General features: G+C 65.1%; 24 protein-coding genes. 18 read left to right on the top strand and 6 right to left on the bottom strand.

Annotated features, from left to right (window positions below; translation table 11 throughout):
• Positions 1-2 precede the first annotated feature (2 nt).
• Genes Q8X51_RS15955 through Q8X51_RS15910 form a run of 10 tightly spaced genes read left to right on the top strand, consistent with a single transcriptional unit; the run spans position 3 to position 7,915 of the window.
• The gene (locus Q8X51_RS15955; protein ID WP_407694429.1) at positions 3-1,493 is read left to right on the top strand and encodes an alpha/beta hydrolase domain-containing protein; all 1,491 of its coding nucleotides are present in this window, start codon (positions 3-5) and stop codon (positions 1,491-1,493) included.
• A gap of 21 nt (positions 1,494-1,514) precedes the next feature.
• A complete protein-coding gene (locus Q8X51_RS15950; protein WP_065927413.1) occupies positions 1,515-2,000 on the top strand; it encodes a DUF6644 family protein in 486 nt (161 codons plus the stop codon).
• A gap of 32 nt (positions 2,001-2,032) precedes the next feature.
• Positions 2,033-2,521: a DUF6644 family protein gene (locus tag Q8X51_RS15945; protein WP_407694430.1), complete on the top strand. Its 489-nt coding sequence runs from the start codon at positions 2,033-2,035 to the stop codon at positions 2,519-2,521.
• A complete protein-coding gene (locus tag Q8X51_RS15940; RefSeq protein ID WP_407694431.1) occupies positions 2,521-3,222 on the top strand; it encodes a DUF6162 family protein in 702 nt (233 codons plus the stop codon). Before Q8X51_RS15945 ends, Q8X51_RS15940 begins: the two co-directional genes overlap by 1 nt.
• Positions 3,219-4,151, top strand: coding sequence for a metal ABC transporter solute-binding protein, Zn/Mn family (locus Q8X51_RS15935; protein ID WP_065927410.1), 933 nt, complete (start codon positions 3,219-3,221; stop codon positions 4,149-4,151). The genes Q8X51_RS15940 and Q8X51_RS15935 overlap by 4 nt, the downstream gene beginning before the upstream one ends.
• 23 nt (positions 4,152-4,174) lie before the next feature.
• Positions 4,175-4,855, top strand: coding sequence for a metal ABC transporter ATP-binding protein (locus Q8X51_RS15930; RefSeq protein ID WP_323146084.1), 681 nt, complete (start codon positions 4,175-4,177; stop codon positions 4,853-4,855).
• Positions 4,852-5,757: a metal ABC transporter permease gene (locus Q8X51_RS15925; RefSeq protein WP_065927408.1), complete on the top strand. Its 906-nt coding sequence runs from the start codon at positions 4,852-4,854 to the stop codon at positions 5,755-5,757. Before Q8X51_RS15930 ends, Q8X51_RS15925 begins: the two co-directional genes overlap by 4 nt.
• Entirely contained in the window at positions 5,754-6,728 is a 975-nt protein-coding gene (locus Q8X51_RS15920) for a metal ABC transporter solute-binding protein, Zn/Mn family (RefSeq protein ID WP_407694432.1), read from the top strand. The genes Q8X51_RS15925 and Q8X51_RS15920 overlap by 4 nt, the downstream gene beginning before the upstream one ends.
• Positions 6,729-6,758: 30 nt before the next feature.
• Entirely contained in the window at positions 6,759-7,082 is a 324-nt protein-coding gene (locus Q8X51_RS15915) for a hypothetical protein (protein WP_407694433.1), read from the top strand.
• Between the two features lie 8 nt (positions 7,083-7,090).
• Entirely contained in the window at positions 7,091-7,915 is an 825-nt protein-coding gene (locus Q8X51_RS15910; protein ID WP_407694434.1) for a DUF4198 domain-containing protein, read from the top strand.
• Between the two features lie 32 nt (positions 7,916-7,947).
• Here Q8X51_RS15910 and Q8X51_RS15905 read toward each other — a convergent pair whose 3' ends face one another.
• The 6 genes from Q8X51_RS15905 to Q8X51_RS15880 all read right to left on the bottom strand — a co-directional run bounded on the left by Q8X51_RS15905 (position 7,948) and on the right by Q8X51_RS15880 (position 14,081).
• Positions 7,948-8,883, bottom strand: coding sequence for a FecR family protein (locus tag Q8X51_RS15905; RefSeq protein ID WP_065927405.1), 936 nt, complete (start codon positions 8,881-8,883; stop codon positions 7,948-7,950).
• Complete coding sequence (locus Q8X51_RS15900) at positions 8,880-9,389, bottom strand: sigma-70 family RNA polymerase sigma factor (RefSeq protein WP_065927404.1); 510 nt, start codon at positions 9,387-9,389, stop codon at positions 8,880-8,882. The genes Q8X51_RS15905 and Q8X51_RS15900 overlap by 4 nt, the downstream gene beginning before the upstream one ends.
• Before the next feature lie 228 nt (positions 9,390-9,617).
• Positions 9,618-11,165, bottom strand: coding sequence for an MFS transporter (locus Q8X51_RS15895; protein ID WP_065946933.1), 1,548 nt, complete (start codon positions 11,163-11,165; stop codon positions 9,618-9,620).
• A 14-nt stretch (positions 11,166-11,179) separates the two neighbouring features.
• Positions 11,180-12,397 carry a cytochrome P450 gene (locus Q8X51_RS15890; RefSeq protein ID WP_407694435.1) on the bottom strand — a complete coding sequence of 406 codons (1,218 nt, stop codon included), beginning with the start codon at positions 12,395-12,397 and terminating at the stop codon, positions 11,180-11,182.
• The gene (locus Q8X51_RS15885; protein ID WP_065946932.1) at positions 12,397-13,074 is read right to left on the bottom strand and encodes an HAD family hydrolase; all 678 of its coding nucleotides are present in this window, start codon (positions 13,072-13,074) and stop codon (positions 12,397-12,399) included. The genes Q8X51_RS15890 and Q8X51_RS15885 overlap by 1 nt, the downstream gene beginning before the upstream one ends.
• Positions 13,071-14,081 (bottom strand): ScbA/BarX family gamma-butyrolactone biosynthesis protein, encoded by a 1,011-nt coding sequence (locus Q8X51_RS15880; protein ID WP_027606696.1) that lies wholly within the window; start codon positions 14,079-14,081, stop codon positions 13,071-13,073. The genes Q8X51_RS15885 and Q8X51_RS15880 overlap by 4 nt, the downstream gene beginning before the upstream one ends.
• A 400-nt stretch (positions 14,082-14,481) precedes the next feature.
• Here Q8X51_RS15880 and Q8X51_RS15875 point away from each other — a divergent pair, with 400 nt between their 5' ends.
• Genes Q8X51_RS15875 through Q8X51_RS15840 form a run of 8 tightly spaced genes read left to right on the top strand, consistent with a single transcriptional unit; the run spans position 14,482 to position 24,688 of the window.
• Entirely contained in the window at positions 14,482-17,166 is a 2,685-nt protein-coding gene (locus Q8X51_RS15875; RefSeq protein ID WP_407694436.1) for a TonB-dependent receptor domain-containing protein, read from the top strand.
• An 18-nt stretch (positions 17,167-17,184) separates the two neighbouring features.
• Positions 17,185-17,844, top strand: a complete 660-nt coding sequence (locus Q8X51_RS15870) for a class II aldolase/adducin family protein (RefSeq protein ID WP_065927401.1) — start codon at positions 17,185-17,187, stop codon at positions 17,842-17,844.
• Positions 17,841-18,740: a transporter substrate-binding domain-containing protein gene (locus Q8X51_RS15865; RefSeq protein WP_407694437.1), complete on the top strand. Its 900-nt coding sequence runs from the start codon at positions 17,841-17,843 to the stop codon at positions 18,738-18,740. Before Q8X51_RS15870 ends, Q8X51_RS15865 begins: the two co-directional genes overlap by 4 nt.
• Complete coding sequence (locus Q8X51_RS15860; protein ID WP_407694438.1) at positions 18,733-19,476, top strand: amino acid ABC transporter permease; 744 nt, start codon at positions 18,733-18,735, stop codon at positions 19,474-19,476. Before Q8X51_RS15865 ends, Q8X51_RS15860 begins: the two co-directional genes overlap by 8 nt.
• Positions 19,466-20,143 carry an amino acid ABC transporter permease gene (locus Q8X51_RS15855; RefSeq protein WP_315872473.1) on the top strand — a complete coding sequence of 226 codons (678 nt, stop codon included), beginning with the start codon at positions 19,466-19,468 and terminating at the stop codon, positions 20,141-20,143. Before Q8X51_RS15860 ends, Q8X51_RS15855 begins: the two co-directional genes overlap by 11 nt.
• Positions 20,140-21,342, top strand: a complete 1,203-nt coding sequence (metC, locus tag Q8X51_RS15850) for a cystathionine beta-lyase (protein ID WP_407694439.1) — start codon at positions 20,140-20,142, stop codon at positions 21,340-21,342. Before Q8X51_RS15855 ends, metC begins: the two co-directional genes overlap by 4 nt.
• Positions 21,339-22,373 (top strand): ABC transporter substrate-binding protein, encoded by a 1,035-nt coding sequence (locus Q8X51_RS15845; protein WP_407694440.1) that lies wholly within the window; start codon positions 21,339-21,341, stop codon positions 22,371-22,373. The genes metC and Q8X51_RS15845 overlap by 4 nt, the downstream gene beginning before the upstream one ends.
• Positions 22,374-22,399: 26 nt before the next feature.
• Positions 22,400-24,688, top strand: coding sequence for a TonB-dependent receptor (locus Q8X51_RS15840; protein ID WP_065927396.1), 2,289 nt, complete (start codon positions 22,400-22,402; stop codon positions 24,686-24,688).
• The last annotated feature ends 1 nt before the right edge of the window (position 24,689 follow it).

Below are 24,689 nucleotides of genomic sequence, written 5' to 3'. Positions count from 1 at the left end.
CCATGGAACGCCTGATCCCCATCAGTATCAGCGTCGTGCTGTCGCTGCTGATCGCCTCCAACACCTTCGCCGAAGTGCCGCGCATGCCCACGGCCATCGCCGTGCCTCCCTCCGGCAAACCGCCGCTGTCCTCGGCAAAACGCCCGGGCACCGAATACAGCGACCTCGACCGGTACGGCTACGTCGAAGAGGAGTACTACCTGCAAGGCGTTGCCCCGGCCATCAACGCCGCCGGCCAAACCCTGCTGGAAGCGCCTTACACCACGCGTATCCTGATACGCAAACCGGCCGACCCGGCGCGCTTCAATGGCACGGTGGTCATCGAACCGTTCAGTTGGTTCGGCGAGCGTGGCGCGGGCTGGATCCTGACCCGCGACTATCTGCTGCGGCGCGGCTACGCGTACGTCGGCTACACGCTGAATGTGAACGCGCCGGCGGTGGATCCCAAGTTCATCGCCGATACCCCGGCAGCCGAAGCCGAGCAGATCGCCCAGTACGGAAGGATCGTCAACTTCGAGTTCATGCGCCGCTTCGACTTTGCCCGCTATGCGCCCCTGGGCACTTATTACGACCCGGCACACTTCACCCGCGGCGCAGCGCCCGATCCGTTTGCGCCCCAGTCCCAGGGCATCGGCGCACAACTGGCGTTGCTGCTAAAAACCAACGGCGCCCAGAGCCCGCTGGCAGGCCTCGATGTGCAGCGCGTGTATGTGAATAGCTGGGCCGTCACCGCGCAGGTCTGGATGGACTATCTCGACCAGGGCCGCCACCAGCAATGGCGCATGCCCGACGACACCCCGCTGATCGACGCCTATATGACCGGCCGCATGGCCTACGGCGAAGTGGGCGGCGACGTGATCCGAGTGCCACGGCAGATGCCCGAAGGCGTGCCCTTCGTGACGGTCTACAGCCAGTCCGAACTGATGCACGACGTGATCGAAGGCATCCCCCTTCCCCCGGACACCGACACCCCGCAGCTTCGCTACTACGAAGTGACCGGCATGCCCCACCTGCGCCTGGCCGACCTCGGCACCGAGCACACCGAACACCTCGCTGCCGACGTCGGCAAGGGCGACGACCCGCGCTGCCGGACGCTGTATGACGAACCGGTCGAGCTGGTGGTCGCGGCGCTGCTGGATGGCATGGACCAATGGGTACGCAAAGGCAAGCCCATGCCCACCGCCCCCCGGGTGGTGCGCGATGGCAAGGCCGCCGCCCGCGCGCCCGCCACCGGCAACCTGCAGGGCGGCGTGCGCCCGCCGTGGGTCCAGGTCCCCAGCGCCAGCTACCTCACCGATCAGGAGACCGGCTGCGGGCTGATCTACGACACCAAGGTGCCCTACTCGAAGGACGTGCTGGGCCGGCGCTATGGAAATTTCGGCCGCTACGCCCAGAAGTTCGAAGACGCCAAAGCCGTTTCGATCAAGGAAGGGTACTTGCTGCCGGAAGATGCGGCGGGCCTGCATCCGATCGCCACCCCCCAAGATTTCTAAGCCACTGCGGAAGAAAAGCCGATGTCCTCTTCACTCATCATTGCCTGGATCTATGCGTCGCCGTTGAGCACTGCCATCCGCGACATCCTGTGGGTCATCCCCACGGTGCAGAGCATTCATATCATCGCCATCACCGTGCTCTTCGGCTGCGCGCTGATTTCCGATCTGCGACTGGCGGGGGTATTCGCCGGCGACGAGCCCTTGCGCGGCGTCGTACGCCGTTACTACCCGTGGATGCGCAACGCGCTGATCGTGCTGCTGTGTACCGGGTTGGTGATGATCATCGCCGAGCCTGACCGGGTCCTCGTCAACTCGACGTTCTGGCTGAAGATGGTGCTGGTGGTGACGGCGTTCAGTGTGACCTGGCTGCTGCGCCGCCCCCTGCTGCGTCCTGCCGGCCAGGCCGGCGGCGACGCGTCGCGCCCGGTCAAGGCCTTTGCGTGGCTATCGATCGGCCTGTGGTGCGTCGTGATCATCTGCGGTCGCTGGATCGCCTACACGATCTAAGCGTTTTCAACCCACGTTCTCAGGTATTCGCCATGGATATTCAACCCCTGCTGCAAGCCGTCCAGGACATCCCGGTCGCGACGTTCATTCGCGAGTCAGGCTCGGCGTTCCCGATGCTGGAGTCGGTGCATGTGATCGGCATCGCCATCGTCTACGGCACCATTGCCGTGGTCGACCTGCGCCTGCTGGGCGTGGCCGCCCATCGGCGCGGCGCGCTGAAGCTGATCCAGGATTTGCTGCCGTACACCTGGGCCGCATTCGTGGTCTGTGTGATCACCGGCCTGCTGATGTTCTGCGCCAACGGCACCACCTATGTGCAGAACACCGCGTTCCTGTTCAAGATGGGCCTGTTGATGCTGGCGGGGATCAACATGGCCGTCTTCCACCTGGGGGCCTTTCGTCGAATCGCCGAATGGGACACGACGCTGCCACCGCCCGGCCAGGCGCGCATCGCCGGCTTCAGCTCATTGCTGTTGTGGGCCGGGGTGGTGTTCCTGGGCCGCTGGATTGCGTTCCTCTGATGGCGCGCCCGAGCACTGCAATCACACAGGTGCGCCCGCGCTCCGGCGGCTGGGAGTCCCTGGCCCTGGTGCTGGCGACCCTGGCCGTCGTCGCCGGTGTGGCCGGCTATGTGCTGCTGCGCCCGGAAAGAGTGGGCCCGCCCACCCCGCTGAGCTGGCAGGTGCGCTCCTTCGATGGCTTGGGTGCGGTCGACCAGGCGATTCACAGCGCGCTGTTGCCCGCCGGTGAAGAAATCATCTGGTCCAACAACGATACCGGCGGCTGGATCACCCTGGAGCGCGCGCAGAAACTGCTGTTGCCGCCCTTCTACCGTGACGCCTTCTGGAAGGCCAATGGCGAGGTGCACTGGCAATTGATCCTGCCCGGTTCCCACCTGGCCCATCAGGGTGGCGACGAGGATGCCCATGTGGCGGACCAGCCCGTCAGCGACGTGTCCCAGGCCACCCAGGGCCAGGGCGCGACGGTCTACTACGGCTCCGGCGGCCATGCACCGGGTCAGAGCGCCTACCTGCTGGTCATCGGTCACGCCCATGCCGGGGTGATGTGGGCCAACCAGGCGACGATCTGGGTCCACCGTGACCCGAACGCGCCCTACCCCGCCATCGTCAAGCCCGAATCCCTGGTCGGCGAAGGCTGGCGCCAAGTCATCCCCTACGACGGCGCCAGCGAAATCGAACACGTAAAAGGAACCCAGCCATGACTGTTGCCCTGAAACACCGCGCCCTGTGGCGCCGCTGCATCGCGCTGCTGGTGCTGATACCCGCCATCGCACTCGCCGGCCCGGCCTTCGCCTCGGCGAAGAAACTCAGGATCGGCATCACCCTGCATCCCTACTACAGTTTCGTGGCCAATATCGTCGGCGATCGGGCCGAAGTCATTGCGCTGATCCCGGCAGAGGCCAACCCGCACAACTACCAGCCGCAGCCCGATGACATTACCCGCGCGATGAATATCGATGTGCTGGTGGTCAACGGCATCGGCCACGATGAATGGGCCTTCCAGATCATCAAGGCTGCCGGCCGCACGCAGACGCTGCCGATTATCCAGGCAAATGCCACGGTGGCGCTGATTCCCATCGGTGGCGACCAGGAAGGCGTCAAGGTGGTCAACCCGCACACCTTCGTCTCCACCACGGCGGCGATACAGCAGGTGTTCGAGATCGCTCGCCGGCTCGGAGAGCTGGACCCGGACAACGCCGCGGTGTATCGAAAAAATGCCCTGGCGTATGCGGGCCGTATCCGCGAGCTGCGCGCCGGCTTCATGACGCGCTTCGCCGCGCTGGACCTGTCGTCGTTCCGCTGCGCGACAACCCATGCCGGCTACGACTACATGATGCAGGAGTTCGGCCTGTTCGTGAGCGCGGTGATCGAGCCGCGCCACGGCGTCGCGCCGACGGCACGCCAATTGGCCAACACCATCGAGGCGATCAAGAAGGCCAACGTCAAGGTGCTGTTCGCCGAGAAGAACTTTTCCCTCGACCTGGCCAAGCCCATCGAAGCCGCGACCGGCGTGAAGGTGTTCGCCCTGTCCCATATCACCGGGGATACCTACAGCGCTGACGAATTCGAGGTGGCGATGCGCGACAACCTCGAAACCCTGGCGCAAGCCGTTGAGTACACCCAGCAATGAATGCGCTGAAGGAGGACTACGGGATGCGCGGCCCCGCCATTGTGTTCGACAACGTCTCCCTGCGACTGGGAGGTACGCAGGTGCTCGACCAGGTAACGATGCGCATTGAAGCCGGCGCCTTGCACTGCCTGGTAGGCCCCAACGGCGGCGGCAAGACCTCACTGGTGCGTGCGCTGCTGGGGCAGATGCCGCATACGGGGGCGATCCGCTTCGAGGGTGAGGTCACCACGCCCATGGGCTATGTCCCGCAATTGCCGGACTTCGACCGCAACGTGCCGATGACGGTCAACGACCTCATGGCCATGCTCGGTCAACGCCGGCCGGCCTTTCTCGGCGCAGGCCGCGCCGCCAGGGCGGCCAACGCCCAGGCCCTGGCGCGGACCGGCATGGCGGGGATGGGTAAAAAGCCGTTTGGCAGCCTGTCCGGCGGCCAGCGCCAGCGCGTGCTGCTGGCCCAGGCAATCAGCCCGGCGCCGTGGCTGCTGATCCTCGATGAACCGACCGCCGGGATCGACGAAGCCGGTGTGCGCCTGGTGGAGGCGCTGGTGGCCGAACTGAACGGCCGTGGAGTGACGATCCTGTGGATCAACCACGACCTGGAACAGGTCAAGCGAATCGCGCAGTCCGTGACCGTTATCAACCAACGGGTGCTGTTTCACGGCCCCGCCGATCAGATCGACAACCGCCTGGAGGCCATTCGATGAATGCCTTGTACGACTTTATCCGCGACCACCTGCAGGCGCTCGCCGCGAGTCACCTGCTGCCGCAACCGTTCGAGTACGAGTTCGTGATCAACGCGCTGATGTGCTCAGTGCTGATCGGACCGTTGCTGGGTGTGCTGGGGTCGATGGTGATGATCAAGCGGATGGCGTTCTTCAGCCAATCCGTGGGCAATGCGGCGATGACCGGCGTGGCGATTGGCGTGCTGGTCGGCGAATCCTACACCTCGCCGTACTTTTCGATGTTCGGCTTCTGCCTGCTGTTTGCCCTGACCCTCAAGTACACGCAGCATCGCACCACCCTGGCCAATGACACGCTGATCGGCGTGTTCCTGTCCATCTCGCTGGCGGTGGGTGCTTCGTTGCTGCTGTTCGTGTCGGCAAAAATCAACACACACGTCATGGAAGGTGTGCTGTTCGGCTCGATCCTGGCGGTGGACCATACCGACATGAACGTGCTGCTGGGCGTGACGGTGATGTGTGCGCTGATCGGGCTGCCCCTCTACAACGGCATGCTGCTCTCCAGCCTCAATCCGAGCCTGGCCCATGCCCGTGGCGTGAAGGTGCGCAGCGTCGAGTACCTGTTCGTGGTGCTGGTCACCCTGGTCACGGTCGCCTGCCTGAAGATCATCGGCGCCGTGCTGGTGGAGGCCCTGTTGCTGATACCGGCAGCGGCGGCCCGCAACATCAGCCACTCACTGCCGGGCCTGGTCACGTGGGCCGTGGTGATTGCGAGCTTTTCCTGTGTGGTCGGCATTCTGGCGCCGATGCAGTTCCATATTCCCGTGCCCACGGGCGGCGCCATCGTGATCGTCGCAGCCTTGGTGTTTGCGTTCACCATCCTTATCCGCAGTACCGCGCCGCAGTTCAGGGGGGCCAGCGTATGACCGGGTTCAATCGATCCATGCGGCCCTGGCTGGCATTGCTGGCGGTGCTGCTGGGCGGCCTGCCGTCGGCCTTTGCGCAGGTCGGCCAGCAACAGGTACTGGTCGCCCTGCCGGCGCTGTATGCGCTGACTTCGACACTCGGCGAAGGCACCCGGATCGAAGTGGTACGTGTGCCACTGGACGCCGCCGTGCCCATGGAAAGCCAGGCCAACGCGCTGTCACGCCTGGAGCCGGCCGTGTTCCAGAACGCCGTGGCGGTGGTCACCCTGAGCAGCCTGTGGCGCGCTGACCCGCTGTATGCAACGGCTCGACGCCACAACCTGCGCCTCGTCGAGATCGATGCGTCGCGCTCATGGGACAGCCTCAAACCGGGCGTCGCCGTGACCCGCACGCCCTCGAACGATGTGCCCTGGGCCGGCAACCGCAACGGCGATGGCGGCCCGTCACCCTACGCCTGGCTCGGCCCGGTCAATGCCATGCGCATGTCGGCGCTGATCGCGGCCGACCTGGCGCGCCTGTCACCCGCCGATGCGCCGCGGATCGAGCGCAACCTCGCCGCACTCGACGGCCGCTTGCGCCAACTGAAGGCCGACTACGGTGCCCGGCTGCTGCAGGTGCCGGACCTGCGCGTGCTGTCGCTGGCCAGCGAGCCGGTCTACCTGTTCGGCGAGTTCGGCGTGTATGTGGACGGTTGGTTCGTGCGCCAGGACATCGACTGGACTGACGCCGACCTTGCCGCCCTGACCCTCTACCTGCGCGAGCGCGAGATCCGCGCGGTGGTGCACAAGTGGGCGCCCGACGCCAGGATTGCCCAGGCCATCGAGGACGGCGGCGCCCACCTGCTGATCCTGGACATCGGCAACCCCGGCCTGCTCGCCAACACGGCCAACGGCTACGAGGCGCTGCTGGGTACGAACCTGGATGCCTTGCTGGCGGCCTTCGCGACCGTTCAAGCCGCGACGCCCCAGTGATCAACGTTGACCATGGAGACTGAAAACCTTATGAAAACGCGAGATGTGCTCCACCCGATCCTGCTGGCCGGCGCACTGCTGTTCTGCCAGGCCGCCGCAGCCCATGGCCCCGTGTTCGACTGCTATATCGAGCACGACAACTGGGTGAAGTGTGAGGCGGGTTACACCGATGGCAGCTCCGCCGTGGGTCGCAAAATCCATGTCCAGGACACCCGCAACAGGGTGTTGCTCGAAGGCACCGTGGACCAGGACAACAGCTTCACATTCCAGGCCCCGGCCGGAGCCTACTCCGTGGAGTTCCTCGGTGGCGAGAACCATGGCGCCACGATCCAATCCTCCGACATTACACAGTGAAATCGACCATGACCATCAAACGACGACTGCTCCAAGCCTTTGCCGCCACGGCCTTCGGTTGCATGACCTGCGCCGCGCAGGCGCATTTCCAGATGCTCTACGTGGAGGACACGGCGCTGCCCCGCGCGGACAACCTGGAATTCGCCATCGTGTTCACCCACCCGTTCTCCGCCGGACCGACCATGGTCATGGGCGAACCCCTCGCCTTCAACCACACCAGCGCCCACGGCGCAGAAAAAATCGACCTGCGCAAATACCTGCGACCGGTGCAGTGGCAGAGTCGCGACAACCAGGCCACCGCCTACCGTGCATCGATCCCACGGGAGCTGGTGCGTTCCCTGGGTGACCATGTGTTCGTACTCGAACCCGAACCCTACCTGGAAACCGCCGAAGGCGTGTACATCCAGCAGTTCACCAAACTGATCGTGAACGTCGGCGGCGTCCCCGGCAACTGGTCGGAACCCCAGGGGCTACCGGTTGAGATCCAACCGCTGAACAAGCCCTATGCCAACTGGACCGGCGGCGTGTTCCGTGCCGTGGTGCTGGCCGACGGCAAGCCGGTGCCGTTCGCCGAGGTTGAAATCGAATACCTCAACCACTCCGTCGACATCAAAAACAACGCCTTCGGCCAGCAGGACCATGTCACGGCCCCCCAAGCCTCGTTCAAATCCCTGAGTACGTATGCGGATGCCCAGGGGGTCGTCACCCTCGGCCTGCCCCGTGCCGGCTGGTGGGGCATTGCGGCACTGAACATAGGGGCAACGAAAACCTATAAGGGCAAACCTTTGTCCCAGGACGCCGTGTTGTGGGTGCAGGCAAGGGACATGAAATAACCCCGGCAGCCATCCATGCGCCTGACCGGCCCCTAGGCCCGCGCCCCGATCAACACCAGCACCCCACCCCACTGCGTCACCCTGATCGGCAAGCTTTGCTCCAAGGCCTCCAGGGTCTGGCGCGCATCATCCAGCGGGAACCGGCCACTCACGCGCAGCTGCGCCACCGCGGCATCCAGGCGCACGATGCCCTTGCGGTAGGGCCGGATCGCTTCCACCACGCTGGCCAGTGTCTGGTTGCGCACCACCAGCCAGCCGTCGAGCCAGGCGGTTTCGGTGGCGGCCATGGGCACTTGGGTGAGGATGCGCTGGTGGTCGAACAGCGTGCTCTGGTGCATGGCCACCCGTTGCTGTGCACCGCCGTCGAAGTGCAGCACCGCATCGGCATCCAGGGTGACCAGGCGCATCGCGCCGTCCTGTTCACTCAGCATCAGGCGGCCCGTGGTGGCACTGATATGGGCGGCGCGGGTCTTGACCTGCAGCGGACGCAGCAGGTTCACCAGCATTTCGCCGGTGCGCAGTTCAAGGCTGTGCGCGTCCCCGGCCAACGTCGAGACCACCTCGCTGCGGGCATTGAGCTTGAGGGTGCTGCCATCGGCCAGTTGCCAGGTGCGACGCTCGGCGGTGCCGGTGGCGTAGGTCTGCCCCGCGTCTTCAAAACGCCAGCCCCACCCCGCGCCGGCCGCCAGTCCCAGCGCACACAGACTGGTACGCAGAAATGCGCGACGGCTGTTGGGTTGCTCCAGGCTGCGCAGCAACTGCGCGCTGGAGCGCCCGCGCCAGGGTGAGGCCTTGAGCTGATCGAGGCCGGCGAGCAGTTGCGCGTATACCTGGCGATGATGGGCCGAGGTGCCCCGCCATTCATCCAGCGCCTGCTGCTGGGCGGGGCTGAAGTCGCCGGACTGGATCTGCACCAGCCAGCCGATGGCTTCCTCGGCCACCGGGTCGTTCAAAGGCTGTTTGCTCACTCGCTCAACCCCAGGTAACAGGCGCGCAGGGCCTGGGTCATCAATTGGTGGATGCGCCCCAGGGACAGGCCCAGGCGTTCACTGATCTGCGTGTAGGTCATGCCGTCCAACTGGCTGTGCACGAACACCGCCTTGGCTTGCCCCGACAGGCCGTCCAGCAGCCGGTCGATGGCCAACAGGCTCTCGATCAGAATCAGTTGTTCCTGGGGTGATGGGTGCACGTGTTCGGGCACGTCGGCCAGGATCTGCAAGTAGGCTTTTTCCAGGTCGCGTCGGCGCCAGCTCTCGTACATCAGGCGCTGGGCGATGGTGGTCAGCAGCGCGCGCGGTTCGCGAATGGCCGTGGGGTCGGGCAGCATCCACACCTTGAGGAAGGTCTCGGCGGCGATGTCCTCGGCGCTGTGGCTGCAACCGGTGCGGTACGACAAACGCGCACACAACCAGCTGTAGTGCTGCTGGAAAATCTGGCCGATAAGGCGGGTCTTGAGCAAAGCATTCGGGTCCATAGGTCCATAATCTTCATGGACTGCACACGCCAGCGGACAAGTGGTGGTGGGCCTGTCGGTTTGAGGTAGACCTGCGTCCGGGCAGGTGAGTCCAGTTTGCCCCAGGGGGCATCACCAGATAAAAGAATAAAAAAAGCCATCGAACTGCATTTTTTGCATAACCTTCGGCGCCTTTACCGGCACGCCAAAGCACCGCCTGCGGGCATCGCAGGCGGTGCGGCGCCTGGCTCAGTGGGCGGCCAGTTGCGCCTCGCTGCGTTCCTGTTCGCGCAATGGGCGTACCAGCCAGGTGACCACCACGGTCAGCACCAGCAGGATCACCGCCAGCGCCCAGAGCACGCCATGGAAGGCACTGTCATAGCCGCCGATAAACAGGCTGTGCACCGCCCCCGCCTGCTCCGCGCCCAGGGTTTGCAGGGACCCGGTGAGATTGCCGGCGGCGACGTCGTCGATCCAGCGTTGCAGGGTCGCCGGGTCGGGCGCCAGGCGGCTCAACGTGCCGCGCAACTGGCTGTCGAGCAAAGTCGCCAGCAGCGAGCCATACAAGGCCACCGCAATCGCCTCACTGCCCAGGCGGAAGGTGTTGAGCAGGCCCGCCGCCATCCCGGCCTTCTGCTCCGGCACGGTCTTGAGCGCCAGGCCATCCACCAGCCCGGCCGACAGGCCCATGCCGATGCCCACCAGCAACAGCGGCACTGCCAGTTGCCACAGCGCCACACCGACCTGGCTGACCAGCGCCAACGCCACCACACCGACCAACAACGCAATCAGGCTGGCCTTGAGAATGCCGATCGCCGACACCCCGCGTGCCGCCCACTTGCCCGCCAGGATCGGGCAAAACAGCATCGGCACCGTCAGCAGCAACATCGCCAGGCCCGCATGGGTCGCGCTCAATTGCAGCACGCCGAACAGGTAGCTCGGCAGGTACGTGAGCAAGGTCACAAAGCCGAACGACGCCGCCACGGTGACCAGCGCCAGGCCGACAAAGGGCCCGCGCGCCAGCAGCGACAGGTCGAGCATCGGCTGCAGGTGGCGACGCTCCTGCCAGGTAAACACCGCCAACAGCACCACGGCGACCGCCACCAGGCCGAGTACACCGCGGCTGCTCCAGCCCCATTGCGAGCCCTGCACAATCGCCACCATCAGCGCCAACAATGCCAGCACAAACAGCGTCGCACCCGGCACATCGAAGCGCGCGGTGTGTTCAGCCAGCACGCCATCGCGGGTAATCAACGGGCTGCCCAGCAGCACGATCACCAGGGTCACCCCATGGGCCCAGAAAATCGCGCGCCAGCCGACGCTGTCCAGCAGCAGGCCGGACAAGGTCGGGCCCAGGCTCACGCCCAGGCCGGCAACGGTGCCGAACAGGGCAAACGCGCGCAGCCGCGCCGGGCCGCTGAAGTGGGTGGACAAAATCGCGATGCCGCAGGAAAAGATCGCCGCCGCCCCGATGCCCGCCAGCCCCCGCGCCGCATCCAGCAGCCAGGCACTCTCGGCCACGGCGGACAGCACCGAGGCCACCACGTACAGCGAAGCGCCGGCGACAAAACAGCGTTTGCGCCCGAGCCGATCCGCCAGCGCGCCCCACGCCAGGGTGAAGCAGGCAAACGCCAGGTTGAACGCATTGACCACCCATTGCAGGCTGGTCAACGGCGCCTGGATGTCGGCGCCGATGGCCGGCAACGCGAGCGCCGTACCCGAGATGGAACTGGGCACGACGAAGATCGCCAGCAGGATGATGGTCAGTAGAGCCGTATCGGCAAAGGTCGTTTTCATGGGTCCTTCCAAGGTCAGGTTGAAGTGAAGCCGTGCACCGGCAAGCGGGCAGGACGGCGCAGGATGATGCCGTCGACCCAGGGCACCTGGTCCGCCGGCACCGCCAGGCGCAGGTTCGGGAAGCGCTGCACGAGGATTTGCAACACCGTGGTGATTTCCAGGCGCGCCAGGGCGGCACCCATGCAGTTATGCATGCCGTAGCCGAACTGCAAATGCCGCGCACCCTTGCGGTCCAGGCGGATCGCCAGGGGCTCGGGGAACGCCGCCGGATCACGGTTGGCGGCAAACGCATCGGCGTAAATGATGCTGCCTGCGGGAATCAGCCCCCACGGCCCTTCCAGGTCGACGCTGGCCAGGCGCGGGAAGGTCGAGATGGTGCCCAGGGGAATCAGGCGCAGCAGTTCTTCGACCGCCTCCGGGATCAGCGCCGGATCGTCGACCAATTGCTGCCACAGCTCAGGGGCCGCCAACAGGGTGTACACCGATTTGGTCAGCACCGTGAGGATGTTCTGGTCGCCGCCGATCAATACCCCCAGGAGGATGCCCACCAGCTCCTTGTCGTTGAGCGGCGGCTCGCTGTCGGCACGGGTCGCGACGAAGCGCTGGATCAGCCCATCGGGATCGGTGGGCCGCGCACCGGTCACCAGGTCCGTCAGGTAGTTGTACACGCCCCAGAACTGGTTCAGCAGCTCCGGTACATCCGCATCCGACGCCACCTGCACGGTGTGGCTGAGGGGCCGGTAATACTCACGGTCACTCAAGGGGATGCCGAGCAACTGGCAATCCACGGTGGCGGGGATGTGGTCAAGCACCTGGGCAAACAGATCGGCACCGGGCGCCTGGCGCTGCAATACATCGAGGCGTTCATGGGTGGCGTGTTCCACCTTGTCGCGCAGCAACGCCACGCCACTGGGGCTGAAGTCCCGGGCCACCACCTTGCGCAGGCGACCATGGTCGGGGATGTCATTGTTGAGCAGCAGTTCAGGCGGCGTGATGGTCGGCAAAAAGCTCGCGCCGTCTTCTTCGTTGCACGGCGCGCGTATCGCACGGTTATCCAGCAGCAACGCCTGCACGTGTTCGTAACGGGTCAGGTGAAAGGCCAGGTGGCCGCTGGGCAGCAGAATCCTCGGCAGGCCATTGGCGGGGCTGGCGGGTTGATAGGCCGGCGGTGCATCCAACTGCGGGATGCGTGCCACGGTGACCTCGGGTCTGGCGATCACGGCGATATTCATCAGGCAGGCTCCACGGCAGGTTGCAACAGGCTGACAGCGGTGAGGCGCTGCAGCTGGGCGAGCGCCTGGTGGTTGTCGATGAAGTGCAGCACTTGCCAGCCAAGCGCGGCGGCGGCGTCGATGTTTTCCGCGACGTCGTCGATCAACAGGCTGTGCTGCGGTGCGACGCCCGAGCGCGCAGTCGCCACCTGGAAGAACGCCGGCTCCGGCTTGCGGCTGCGCTCCTGGCTGGAATCGACGATCAGGTCCACCACCTCATCCAGGCCCACCATCGCCCGCCAATGCCGCTCCCACTCCACCACGTTGTTGGTGAGGATGCCGACGCGAAAACCGGCACGCTTGAGTGCGCGCACGGCGGCCACCAGCGGCGCATTGGCCGGCACCCCGGCGAACCATTGCGCGCCGAAGGTGTGCAGGTGAGCGCGGGATAAATCGACCTGCGGGTCACGGCGACGCAGGGCCTGCGCCAGGCGCTCGCCCCACTCGCGCTCGGTGAGCAAGGCACTCTCCACCGGCGCGAGCATGGGCACGCCCAACTCATCGGCCACATCGCCCATGGCCTGTTGCAGCACGTGCGGGGCCAGGCCGGTCTTGACCTGGTATTGCTCGAACAGCGCCGGAATCGGCGGCGACAGCACGCCACCGAAATCGAACCAGATAAATTGCAGGTCGCTCATCGCACACCTCCCGCCACCAGGGCCAAGGGTTGGCTGGCGACCAGCGGCAGCAATTCCAGCTCAGCGGTGGCAATCACCGCGCCGCCCTGCTCGACCTCCAGCGCCAGGGTGATGCGACCGTGTTCGTCGCGGGCCAGGGAGGTCAGGTCCGCACGGACCTGGGTTGGCAAACCAAACTCACCGAAGCGGGTGAACACCACATGGCAGCGGGATAACAGCAACTGCTCGGGGCCCACCTGCAACTGCCGGTCCGCCGCCACCAGCGCCACTTGGCGGAAGCCTTCGAGCAACAGCATGCCGGGGATATGGTCGAGGGGGTGGTCGAAGATCGCCGGATTGTTCAGATCGACGATCAGCGGCGCCACCAGCGTCGCGGCGCCCTGCTCCAGTTCACGGCCGAGCACCACATTGTTCAGCCAGTGACGCCCTACGGCGGATGGACTCAAGGGTGGCGGCAACTGTGCCAATGGGTCGGCGTTGGCGGGAATCGCCGCCAGGCCACGGGCACGCATCTTGTTCCAGGCCGCGCCGCTCATCCAGCGAATGCTCATGCGTTCGTGGCGTGCAGCCACTTCGCCATTGATGCTCAGGGACATGTTCAGGGTCACGCCACTGCGCTCGCCGTGGCGCAGGTATTCATCCACCACGTAGACATCGATCTCGGCGGATGCCGGACGATCCCCCACCACCAATAAACTCCGGTCGGTCACGCGGGTCACACTGTCCAGGTAGATAAACTTGTCCTGGGCGCTGACGTCGAGGAACGCATGGGAGATATAAATTGACGCCTGGCGGAATACTTCCAGCAATAACAGCATGTCGTAGTGGGCGGCGCGGTGGGTATGTTCACTGAAGTAACTGTGGGTACGCGGTAGTTGGGCGCTGCAGCGAAAGTGTCCTTCCTTTACCAGTTCCGCGCCGGTCAGGAACACTTCGCTGACGGCGGCACGGTGCACCATGCTGCGCGGCACGGTGTTTTCGCAACGAATAGCCAGGGCTTCAGACATAGCAATCTCCTCCTTTGATTACCGCGAGAAGGCTAAGCTGAAACGTTTTTTCTCCACAACTGACCGAACGGCTAGGTCGTTGGACATGAACCTGTAGAACTTGCACTTCAGACATGGGTATCTGTCTCCTGATGAGCTTCTCCGTAAGCGTGCAGACCGCCGTACACGTTCATCGCGGTGAACGTTGTATGCTTTGCGCGGACAACCCGTTCTGGCTGTCAGTACCCTTGTGCAGATAGTCCCTTATATTTTCACTGCGCACTTAGACCCATTTGATCGAAGCTTATAAGCGCAACTAAATCATCTAGACACCCAACTAATCGTTCTAACTTAGTAGTGAAAATCCACACGCGAAGTTGCTCAAGGTCGTAAAGAACATCACGACCCGGAGCAGATTCACATGTTGAAAACAGGATTCACCCTGGCGCCTTTGGCGTGTGCATTGGCCATGGGCGGGCTGACGCTGCCAAGCCTGGCGTTGGCGCAAAACGACGCGGCGTCGGTACAACGGGTGATTGACTTCAATATCCCCGCAGGCCCCCTGGATGAGGTGCTGCTGAGCATCTCCCAGCAAAGCGGCCACCCTATCGCCTTCGACCCGCCGCTGGTGGAAGGCCGTGGGAGCCGCGCGATCCAGGGCCGACTGAGCCAGGAACAGGCGCTGGGCATTGCCTTGGGCGGCTCCCCGTTGGGCTTCAGCCAGACGGCCAGCGGCGCGGTATTGATCCATCGACTGGCCGACCCTGCAGCGGCGGCCAACAGCCAACCGCTGGCGCCACGCCTGAAATCCGTGGAGGTGATCGGCACCCGGCGCAGCGACGTCACCGCACTGCAAAGCGCGGCCCCCGTGGATGTGATCAGCAGCGAGCAACTGCAGCGCGCCGGCACCGATAACCTGGCCAAGGCCCTGGAAACCCTGGTGCCGTCGGTGAACTACCCGCAGGTCAACGGCACCGATGGCGTGTCGTCGCAGCGGCCGGTGTCGTTACGTGGGTTGGCCGCCGACCAGGTGCTGGTGCTGGTCAATGGCAAGCGTCGGCATGCCTCGGCGTTCGTCAACACCAAGGCCACCCTGGGGCGTGGCTCACAGGCGGTGGACTTGTCGACGATTCCCGTCAGCGCCGTCGACCATATCGAAGTGCTGCGCGATGGCGCCTCGGCCCAATACGGCTCGGATGCGATTGCCGGGGTGGTCAATATCGTGCTCAAGGAGCAGGACCACGGCGGCGCCGTGCAAAGCACCTTCGGCCAGTACACCAAGGGCGATGGCTTTCGCCGGTCGGTGGGGGGCTGGAGCGGTTTCACCTTGCCCGGCGATGGCTTCCTCACCCTCAGTGGCGAAGGCCTGCGCAGCGAACGCACCTCCACCGGCGGCACCGATGGTCGGCAGTTCTACCCCAGCGGCGACGCCCGTGAAGCGGATGCCGACCGCCATTGGCGCTACGGCTCGCCGGGCCTTGAAGACTGGAACCTGGCGCTGAACAGCGGCCTGTCCCTGAGCGACACGGTCGACCTGTACGGCTTCGCCACCTACCAGGACCGTACCGGCGAATCCCAGGCAACCTTTCGCCGCCCCATCGACCCCAACAACCTGGTGGCCGTGTACCCCAACGGTTTCCTGCCACTGCTCGACGTGCGCTCGCGGGATGCCTCGGTCACCGGCGGCGTGAAGATTCGCGATGAGCAACTTGGCAGCTTTGACCTCAGTGCCAACTACGGGCGCAACCGCATCGACTATCACCTCAGCGATTCGCTCAACGCCAGCCTCGGCGCCGCGAGCCCGACGAGCTTCAATGCCGGGGCGCTGGTCAATGAGCAAACCAACGTCGGCCTGGACCACATCAAGGAACTCAAGGTCGGCTGGGGCGCAGGCCCGCTGGTGTTCTCCAGCGGCCTGGCGTGGCGCAACGAAGCCTATGAAGTGATCGCCGGCGACCTCGCCTCCTGGACCCACGGCAGCGCCCTGCCCGCCCGTGCCGGCGGCGCCCAGGGCTTCCCCGGCACCCAGGACAGCGACGAAGGCCGCTACGCCCGCCATGTGTTCGGCGGCTACCTGGGCCTGGAGCAGCAAGTCACCGACAAACTGCAACTGGGCCTGGCCGGGCGCAGCGAGCACTACGACGACTTCGGTACCACCAGCACCGGCAAGTTCTCCGCGCGCTACGACTTCACCCCGCAATGGGGCCTGCGCTCGACCCTGAGCAGCGGCTACCGCGCGCCCACCCTGGGGCAGATCGGCACCTCGGCGACCCAGACCGAGTTCAAGGCCGGCGACCCCACCGCCTACCAGGTCGGCACCGTCAGCGTGAACACCCCGGTCGCCCGCGCCTTGGGCGCCAGTGACCTGAAGCCGGAAAAATCCACCAGCCTGTCCCTCGGCGTGGTCTGGCAGCCGCTCGAGCGTGCAAGTGTCAGCCTCGATGCGTACCACATCCGCATCAAGGACCGCATTGCCCTGTCGGAAACCCTCAGCGGCCCCCAGGTCAGCCAGATCCTCGCCAACCAAGGCTATGGCAACTACTCCGGGGTGAGTTTTTTCACCAATGCACTCGACACCAAGACCAGCGGCGTGGACCTCGCCGCCCACTATCGCCTGGACCTGGCCGACGCCAGCCAGTTGACCCTCAACGGCGCCTTCAACTACAGCAAGACCCAGGTCACCGACATCAAGGACAACCCCGGCCCGCTGGCCGGCACCGGCATCACCCTGATCAATCGCGAAGCCCTGAGCTATGTGGAAAGCGCCTCGCCCAACAGCAAGCTGATCCTCGGTGCCGACTGGCACAAGGGCGCCTGGCAGGCGAGCGTCAACACGATTCGCTACGGCACCTACACCCTCGATTCCAACCTTGGCGAAGCCCGCGACCAGACCTTTTCGGCGCAATGGGTGAGCAACGCCAGCCTGTCCTACGACATCAACCAGGCGCTCACCCTGACCCTGGGCGGCAACAATATTTTCGACAGTTACCCGGACAAGATCGCCGCGGCCAACCGCTTTGTCGGCGGGCGCGTGGCCTACCAGAGCATCTCCCCGGCCGGTGCCGAAGGCGCCTTCTACTACGTGAAAGCCGACTACCGCTTCTGACTCAACCAAGGAGTTCCCATGAGCTTTGATCCTGTGCGTTTTACCCAAGTGTTCGAACACGACTTTGCCCTGGCCAAGCAACTGCTGATCAAGCACCAGGTGTTGTCGAGCAATGAGGCGGGCAATATCAGCCTGCGTATTCCCGGCGAAGCACGGCTGGTGATCGCCTCGCTCAGCGGCGCCGACAGTGGCGTGGCGGCGATTGTCGATTTCGACCTGCAACACAGCCAGGGCAGCCTCACCGACAACCTCAAGGAAGTGGCGGCGCTGCACGTGGCGATCTACCGCGAGCGGCCCTCGGTGAATGCGGTGATTCACACGCACTCGCCGTATCTCACCGCCTTCGCGATTGCCGGCCGAGCGTTGCGCCCCCATGCCACGCAGTTGCTGGGGATTCTGGATGAAGACCAGGAGGTGCCGCTGACGGCGTGGGGGCCGCGGTATGCGCCGGAGCCGGTGGTGGCGGCGTTACGCGAACATCCGCGTGCGCCAGCGGCGTTGCTGGCCAATCACGGGCCGTTTGCGTGGTCGGAGCGGGACGTGCTGGCGGCGACGCGGTTGTTGGTGAACCTGGAAGAAGCGGCCTACCTGACCTTCCTGGCGCAGCAGCTCGGTACGCCGCAGCCCTTTCCCAGCGGCGCGGCGCAGCGGTCGCGCCTGGGCTGGAGTGCGACATGAGTGCGCTCACTCGTTGCCCTGATAAAAGTGGAAGGGGCGGTGCGACGATTCGACTTGCCTCCGGCCCTTACGACAAGTCACTTTGGCAGCGGGCGCTGTTGGTTATTTTTGCATTCGGCGCGCTCCACGCCCACGCCGCCCCCCTGCTGGAACGGGCCCAATCCCGTGGCACCCTCAACGTCTGCACCAGCGACGAATTCCCCCCCTTCAAGACCTTCGATGCCCAAGGCAAGCCCGGCGGGTTGATCCTGGACCTGATCGTCGACCTGCAACGCCAGTTGTCTGCCAAGGTCGGCCAGCCGCTCAAGCTGCAACTTGTGCAAGTCAATCCGCTCAACCGCTTGCTGTTTCTCGAACAGGGCCGTTGTGAAGTGCTGGTCACGTCCCTGCTCGACACCCCCGCACGGCGGCGCGAAGTGGATTTCGCCAGCCCCGGTTTCTACAGCTCGGCCGCCACGGTGTTTGCGCCGAAAAGCACCGCCGTGCCGGACTGGCAAAGCCTGCGCGGCAAGACCCTGTGTGCGCCCGCCACCAGTGTGTGGGTGCGCCCGTTTGAAACGCGCTACGGCGTGCAGTTCGCCTCGTTCAACGGCACGGCCGAAGTGCGCAAGGCGGTGGCCGACAGCCGTTGCCTGGGGGCGATGGGTGACGATGCGTTGTACAGCGCCCTGGCGCGCCAGCCGGAATGGGCCGATTACGAGGTCAAGCTGCCGGGCCAGGATCCGGCGCCGTGGGGCATTGCTTTGCGCAAGGGCCAGCCGGCGTTGTTGGCAGCGGTGTCGAGTATTGTCGAAGGCTGGCATGCCCAGGGCGTGATCATCGGCCTGGAACAGCGCTACGGCCTGGCGCCGAATGCCTGGGTAGCGCAGCAGCATGCGCGGGCCAGCCATGAGTGAGGCCAACCTGCGCCTGTGGCTGGAACAGCATGGCCTGTCGCTGAGCATCCTGTGGGACCCGATGGACCGCCAGCGCTTCCTGCTCGGCCTGGGCCTGACACTGTTGCTGTCGGTGGCGAGTATTGCCCTGTCCCTGGTGATCGGCGTGTGGGGCGCTGCCAGCCTGGGTTCGCGCCGCTTGCCGTGGCGCCAGTTGAGCGCGGCGTACGTCGCGTTGTTTCGCAACACGCCGCTGTTGGTGCAGCTGTTCTTTTTCTACTTCGGCGTCGGCGCCTGGCTGCCGCTGGCGGACGACACCAGCGTGCGGCTGCTCAACGGCACGCAATGGGCGATCATCGTGATCGCCCTGCACAGCGGTGCATTCCAGGCCGAGAACCTGCGCGCCGGGATCGATGCCGTGCCCCGCGCCACCCTCGACGCGGCCGCCGCCCTCGGCATGCAGGGCGCCACGGTACTGCGCCATATCGTGCTGCCGCTGGCGCTGCGCAACAGCCTGCCGGCCATGGGCAATACGGTGGTGCAAACCATCAAGTCGACCTCGATTGCCTACGCGATTGCGGTGCCGGAACTGCTCTATGCGAGCAATCGGATCTGGTCGGACAACTTCAACGTCGCCGAGATGATGCAGGTCTTGCTGCTGGTCTGGTTGCTGCTGATCGGCGCCAGCAGTTGGCTGCTGCGCCGCCTGGAAAACCACCTGCGCCTGCCAGGCCAGGAGTTGCCCGATGCTGCCTGAACCGTCCTGGCCCGCGCTGTTGTGGCAGTGGGCGCCGGCGCTGCTGCAAGGCTTCGGCCTGAATATCCTCATGGGCGTCACCGCGATGCTGGTGGCCACGCTGGCCGGTGTCGTGCTCGGCAGCCTGCAGGTCAGCGCCCGGCCGCGCCTGCGTCGTGGTGCCGGGCATCTGAGCCGCCTGCTGCGCAACCTGCCGTGGCTGGTGGTGATGTTCTACGTGGCCTACCTGTTGCCCTATGAAGTGCATTGGGCCGGGCGCTGGTGGCAATTGCCGGATTGGCTCAAGGTCGCGCTGGGCCTGGCCCTGCCCGCTGTCGGCTATGTCTCGGAGATCGTGCGCGGCGCCGTACGCGCGGTGCCGATGGGGCAATGGGAAGCCGCCCGGGCCCTGGGCATGCATCACGGCCAGGCGCTGCGCCACGTGATCATCCCGCAGACCCTGCCCAGCCTGGTGGCGCCGTGGATGAACCTGTATTGCGCGGTGACCATGTCCACCTCCCTGGCCAATCTGCTGGGGGTGGAAGAGCTGATGACCACCGTGCAATCGCACCTGTCCACCCAACTGCGCAACGACCTGCTGCTGCCCGCCTACGGCTTGGTGTTCATCGCCTTCTTTGTCTACATCTACCCCCTCTCCTGCCTGGCCAAACGGCTGGAGCGCACATGAGCACTGACCCCATGCATGACGATACCCTACTGACCCGGTTGGGACGCGACCCCGCCAGCCACGAAGGCAGCGTCAACACCCCGGTGTATCGCAGCTCGACCTTTATCTGGCCCGACACCGGCACCCTCGAAAACCACCTGCAACAGGCCGCCGACCCGCACTATCGCGGGCATATCTACGGCCGTAACGGCAACCCCACCACCGCCGCGTTCGAAGACGCCGTGGCGCAGCTGGAAGGCGGCTTTCGCGGGCTGATCATGCCCAGCGGCCTGGCGGCGATTGTCGGCGCGGTGCTGGCAGTGGCGCGGGCCGGCGACCATATCCTGGTGACCGACAATTGCTATTGGCATGCGCGCCAGGTGTTCGACCAGATCCTGCCGCGCTATGGCATTGAGGCCACGTACTTCGCGCCGATGCTCGGTGCCGACATCGCCGGCTTGCTGCGCCCGAATACGCGCCTGGTGTACGCCGAAGCACCCGGTTCCAGCACCTTCGAGGTCCAGGACATTCCCGCCCTGGCCAGTGCCGCCCATGCCCACGGCGCATTGCTGATGCTCGACAACACCTGGGCCACGCCGCTGTTCTTCAAGGCGTTCGCCCACGGCGTGGACATCTCGATTCATGCCGCCACCAAGTACCTGGTGGGTCATAGCGACGCGATGCTCGGCGTGATCGTCACCACCCAGACCCTGTATTCGACGGTGCGCGAGACCGTCCGCCAACTGGGCTATATCGCCAGCGCCGACGACGCCTACCTGGGCCTGCGTGGCCTGCGCACCCTGGGTGTACGCCTGCGCCAGCACCAGCGCGCGGCGCTCACCGTCGCGCAGTGGCTGCAACAGCGTCCCGAAGTGGCCCAGGTGCTGCACCCGGCGCTGCCGGGGGCCATCGGGCACGACCTGTTCAAGCGCGACTTCCTCGGTTCCACCGGGCTGTTCGGCGTGGTCCTCAAGCCGCATTTCGAGCCCCAAACCAACGCCTTCCTGGAAAGCCTGCAGTTGTTCGCCATGGGCGCCAGCTGGGGCGGTTTCGAGAGTCTGATTCGCCAACAGCAGCGCCACCCTTCAGCACTGATTGAACCAGGCGTGTTGCTGCGCCTGCACGTAGGCCTTGAAGCCGTCGAGGACCTGCTCGCCGACCTGCAACAAGGCCTCGAACGCCTGAGCACCACCCCCCATTCCCCAAGGAGTCTGCCATGAGCCAAGCACTGCCCACCCATTACAGCATTTGCCCGCTGCTGGTCGCGTCCAATATTGCCGTTGAACTCGGTTGGCTGGACGAGGAATACCAACGCGTCGGCGCCGACGCGATCTACCTGCGCTCACTGCCCGACAACCTCGGTTGGCTGCCGCACTTCACCCATGGCGAAGCGCGCTTGATTCGCGACGGCGGCGCAGTGCCGGCCTTGTGGGCGCGCGCCGACCAGGCCGATACGTTGCTGGTGGCCAGCACCGCCACCCAACGCGCCGGGCAGATCCTGGTGCGTGCCGAGGGGCGTATCCGCCAGGTCGCCGACCTGTTCGGCAAGCGCATCGGCGTACCGGTGAGCCGCAACAAGGCGCGGGTCGATGTGCTCAAGGCGCTGGCCGAACATGGCCTGTTCAATGCCCTGCAACTGGCCGGGCTGGAGCCGTCGCAAGTGCGCCTGATCGAGCTGGAGGATGAAGGTGATCCGCAGACCTTGCTGCCGGCGGTGCGGCCTTCGGCGTTCTGGTCGCAACTGCATGGGCAGCATGGCCAACCCGGGCATGAGGTGCAGGCCCTGGCCGAAGGCCGTGTGGACGCGGTGCATGTCGCCGCCGGGCATGTGCCGGCGCTGCTCGCCAGCGGTGAATTCACGGTAATCGAAGACCTGGAACGCTACCCGGACTGGACCCTGAAAAACCACAACGGCCCCTACGCCACCACCGTCAACCGCGCCTTTGCCGAAGAACACCCCCAGGTGGTGGTGGCGTTCCTGCGCGCCGCGATCCGCGCCGGGCGCTGGATCAACCAGCACCGCGATGCCGCCGCCGAGCTGTTCACCCGCGTGACCTTCCTGCCGGACGCCGGGTTTATCCGCCGCGCCATTGCCGAGCTGGATTTTGTGCCGAACCTGGCGCCGCAGAACCTGGCGGCCCTGGAACTGAAGAAGGACTTCCTGGTGCAACGCGGCTTCCTGCAGAACGACTTCAGCGTGCACGAGTGGGCCCAGCCCGAGTTTCTCGCCCAAGCCCACACCGGGCTTTAACGCCACACCCTTGCCAAGGACAGACAATGATTGCTCAGTACCGCAAGACCCTGCTGGCCAGCCTGTTGGTCGCCGATTCAAGTTGGGCGGCGCAGGCCGCCGATTCCACCGAACCCCGACTGAGCAAAGTCGAGGTGGTCGGTGCCCGCGTAACTGAAGCCAGCGCCGCCATTGGCGAAGACAAGATCAGCAATACCCTGAGCATCTCGCACCAGGCGTTGCTGTCGGCGCCGGCCGGCACTTCGGGGCTGAAAATGCTCGAGGCGCTGCCCGGTTTCAACGTGCAGGTCAACGATGCGCTGGGCCTGTATGAGTTCGGCAACTCGGTGTTCGTGCGTGCCTTCAACCTGCAGCAGATCGGCTTTTCCATCGACGGTGTGCCCCTGGGACGTACCGATCAGTTCGGCGGCAGCCCGATCTATCGCTACGTCGACAATGAAAACACCGAGCGGGTCACCGCCTCCACCGGCGCGGGCGACGTGTCGCAATCGGGCTATGCGTCCCTGGGCCCGTATGTGGATTACCAGACCAGCAATCCCACCCTCGAGCCGGGCGCCAGCCTGTCCTACACCCTCGGCAGCGACAGCCTGCGGCGCAGTTTCGTCAAGCTGCAAAGCGGCGAGTACCAGGGCCTGTCGGCGTATTTCAGCCGCTCGAAAATCGACGGCGACCTATGGCGCGGCCCCGGCACCATCGACCGTGAACACCTGGAAGCCAAGGTGCGCTATCGCTTCGGTGAACGTGACGAGGTGTGGCTGCGCGCCGTGCACAACGCGTTCTACGACTACGACTCGCCCTACGTGAGCAGCGCCCAGTACGACGGCAGCGCCAATGACCCGTTCGGTCGCTCGGGCCGTTACTTCGCCTACCTCGGCAGCCTGCCCGACTTACCCGAGAGCGTGCCCGGCGTGCGCTACAGCAACACCAACTACAACCAGTTCTACAAACAGGCGGTGAACCAGCGCCGCGACACCTTGTACAGCCTGGGCGGCCAGTTCGAGATCCGCCCGGACCTGCTCAACTACACCACCCTCTACTACGAGGCCAAGAAAGGCTTTGGCGTGTCCCCGGAGGCCTACGCCACCTCCCTGGCGCTGCACAATGCCGAAAACACGGTGGATGGCCTGTTTGCCCCACGGGGCGTGCAATACGGTTTGTCGTCCCTCAGCGGCCACCGCTTCGGCGGGCGCACCGGGCTGCAATGGGACATCGGCCAGCACCAGATCGACACCGGGGTGTGGGCCGAGACCGATGTGTTCAACCGCCAGCAGGCGCGCTACAACCTCACCGACGGCAGCCCGGCCGGCGAGCCGCTGTTCAATGAGCCGGTGCACCTGCAAGGGGATTTCAGCTCTACGCGCAATTCGTTGCAGTACCACCTCAAGGACACCTGGACCCTGCTCGACGACCGCCTGCGCCTGCAGTTCGGCTTCAAGAGCCTGCACCTCAAGTACCGCATCGAGGGCTATCGCAACGCCGGCGACTACATCAACGACCGCCAGCCGCGCCTGGCCACCCAGTGGAACGACGCCTTCCTGCCCCAGGCCGGGCTGGTCTACAACCTCACCGATGACACCCAGGTATTTGCTTCCTATTCGGAAAACATGGCCCTGCCCCGTGGCGCCGACGACATCTTCCGCGCGGCCAGCCCCAGCGCGCCGCCACCGGAGGCGGAGCGGGCGAAGAACTACGAGGTGGGCTATCGCATCAACCGCCCGACCTTCAACGCGGCCTGGGCGCTGTACCGCACCGACTTCGATAACCGCCTGCAAGCCTTCGCCTCAGCCGTGCCCGGCAGCAGCCAGGTGGAAACGTACTACCAGAACGTCGGCAAGGTGCAGGCCTACGGCACCGAGCTGAGCGGGCAATGGAAACCCCCGGTCCTGGCCGACAAGGTGGTGCTCAACGGCAACCTGACCTACAACACCTCCACGTTCCGGAACGACGCCGGCGGCCTTTCGATCAAAGGCAACGAGGTGCCCGACAGCCCGCGCTGGCTGGCCCAGGCCGGGGTTACCTATGAGCTGGCGCCATGGGCACTGCTGAACTTTTCGGCACGCTATATCGGCGAGCGCTACAGCAACTTCACCAACAGTGAATCGGTGCCCGGCTACACCCTGTACAACGCCTACCTGGATCTGGGGGGCGAGCGCCTGCACTACGGCCCACTGAAGAATGTGAAGGTGCGCTTCAATGTCGACAACCTGTTCGACAAGGATTACCTCGGCTACATCCTCACCAGCACCAGCGGCCCCGCCGTGTTCCGCCCGGGTTCGCCGCGCACCTTCCAAAGCACCTTGAGCATGGAGTTCTGAA

The sequence above is a fragment of the Pseudomonas sp. Yb2C2 genome (assembly GCF_052112325.1).
GTDB classification, from domain to species: Bacteria; Pseudomonadota; Gammaproteobacteria; order Pseudomonadales; family Pseudomonadaceae; genus Aquipseudomonas; species Aquipseudomonas marginalis.
The sequence above is the reverse complement of the archived record's forward strand: the minus strand, read 5'-3'. Positions and strand labels throughout refer to the sequence as shown.

What these genes read in the sequence shown, in the direction of transcription:
- Q8X51_RS15955 (WP_407694429.1), top strand. Translation starts at nt 3, where the DNA reads ATGGAACGCCTGATCCCCATCAGTATCAGCGTCGTGCTGTCGCTGCTG.
- Q8X51_RS15950 (WP_065927413.1), top strand. Translation starts at nt 1,515, where the DNA reads ATGTCCTCTTCACTCATCATTGCCTGGATCTATGCGTCGCCGTTGAGC.
- Q8X51_RS15945 (WP_407694430.1), top strand. Translation starts at nt 2,033, where the DNA reads ATGGATATTCAACCCCTGCTGCAAGCCGTCCAGGACATCCCGGTCGCG.
- Q8X51_RS15940 (WP_407694431.1), top strand. Translation starts at nt 2,521, where the DNA reads ATGGCGCGCCCGAGCACTGCAATCACACAGGTGCGCCCGCGCTCCGGC.
- Q8X51_RS15935 (WP_065927410.1), top strand. Translation starts at nt 3,219, where the DNA reads ATGACTGTTGCCCTGAAACACCGCGCCCTGTGGCGCCGCTGCATCGCG.
- Q8X51_RS15930 (WP_323146084.1), top strand. Translation starts at nt 4,175, where the DNA reads ATGCGCGGCCCCGCCATTGTGTTCGACAACGTCTCCCTGCGACTGGGA.
- Q8X51_RS15925 (WP_065927408.1), top strand. Translation starts at nt 4,852, where the DNA reads ATGAATGCCTTGTACGACTTTATCCGCGACCACCTGCAGGCGCTCGCC.
- Q8X51_RS15920 (WP_407694432.1), top strand. Translation starts at nt 5,754, where the DNA reads ATGACCGGGTTCAATCGATCCATGCGGCCCTGGCTGGCATTGCTGGCG.
- Q8X51_RS15915 (WP_407694433.1), top strand. Translation starts at nt 6,759, where the DNA reads ATGAAAACGCGAGATGTGCTCCACCCGATCCTGCTGGCCGGCGCACTG.
- Q8X51_RS15910 (WP_407694434.1), top strand. Translation starts at nt 7,091, where the DNA reads ATGACCATCAAACGACGACTGCTCCAAGCCTTTGCCGCCACGGCCTTC.
- Q8X51_RS15900 (WP_065927404.1), bottom strand. Translation starts at nt 9,389, where the DNA reads ATGGACCCGAATGCTTTGCTCAAGACCCGCCTTATCGGCCAGATTTTC.
- Q8X51_RS15895 (WP_065946933.1), bottom strand. Translation starts at nt 11,165, where the DNA reads ATGAAAACGACCTTTGCCGATACGGCTCTACTGACCATCATCCTGCTG.
- Q8X51_RS15890 (WP_407694435.1), bottom strand. Translation starts at nt 12,397, where the DNA reads ATGAATATCGCCGTGATCGCCAGACCCGAGGTCACCGTGGCACGCATC.
- Q8X51_RS15885 (WP_065946932.1), bottom strand. Translation starts at nt 13,074, where the DNA reads ATGAGCGACCTGCAATTTATCTGGTTCGATTTCGGTGGCGTGCTGTCG.
- Q8X51_RS15880 (WP_027606696.1), bottom strand. Translation starts at nt 14,081, where the DNA reads ATGTCTGAAGCCCTGGCTATTCGTTGCGAAAACACCGTGCCGCGCAGC.
- Q8X51_RS15875 (WP_407694436.1), top strand. Translation starts at nt 14,482, where the DNA reads ATGTTGAAAACAGGATTCACCCTGGCGCCTTTGGCGTGTGCATTGGCC.
- Q8X51_RS15870 (WP_065927401.1), top strand. Translation starts at nt 17,185, where the DNA reads ATGAGCTTTGATCCTGTGCGTTTTACCCAAGTGTTCGAACACGACTTT.
- Q8X51_RS15865 (WP_407694437.1), top strand. Translation starts at nt 17,841, where the DNA reads ATGAGTGCGCTCACTCGTTGCCCTGATAAAAGTGGAAGGGGCGGTGCG.
- Q8X51_RS15860 (WP_407694438.1), top strand. Translation starts at nt 18,733, where the DNA reads ATGAGTGAGGCCAACCTGCGCCTGTGGCTGGAACAGCATGGCCTGTCG.
- Q8X51_RS15855 (WP_315872473.1), top strand. Translation starts at nt 19,466, where the DNA reads ATGCTGCCTGAACCGTCCTGGCCCGCGCTGTTGTGGCAGTGGGCGCCG.
- metC (WP_407694439.1), top strand. Translation starts at nt 20,140, where the DNA reads ATGAGCACTGACCCCATGCATGACGATACCCTACTGACCCGGTTGGGA.
- Q8X51_RS15845 (WP_407694440.1), top strand. Translation starts at nt 21,339, where the DNA reads ATGAGCCAAGCACTGCCCACCCATTACAGCATTTGCCCGCTGCTGGTC.
- Q8X51_RS15840 (WP_065927396.1), top strand. Translation starts at nt 22,400, where the DNA reads ATGATTGCTCAGTACCGCAAGACCCTGCTGGCCAGCCTGTTGGTCGCC.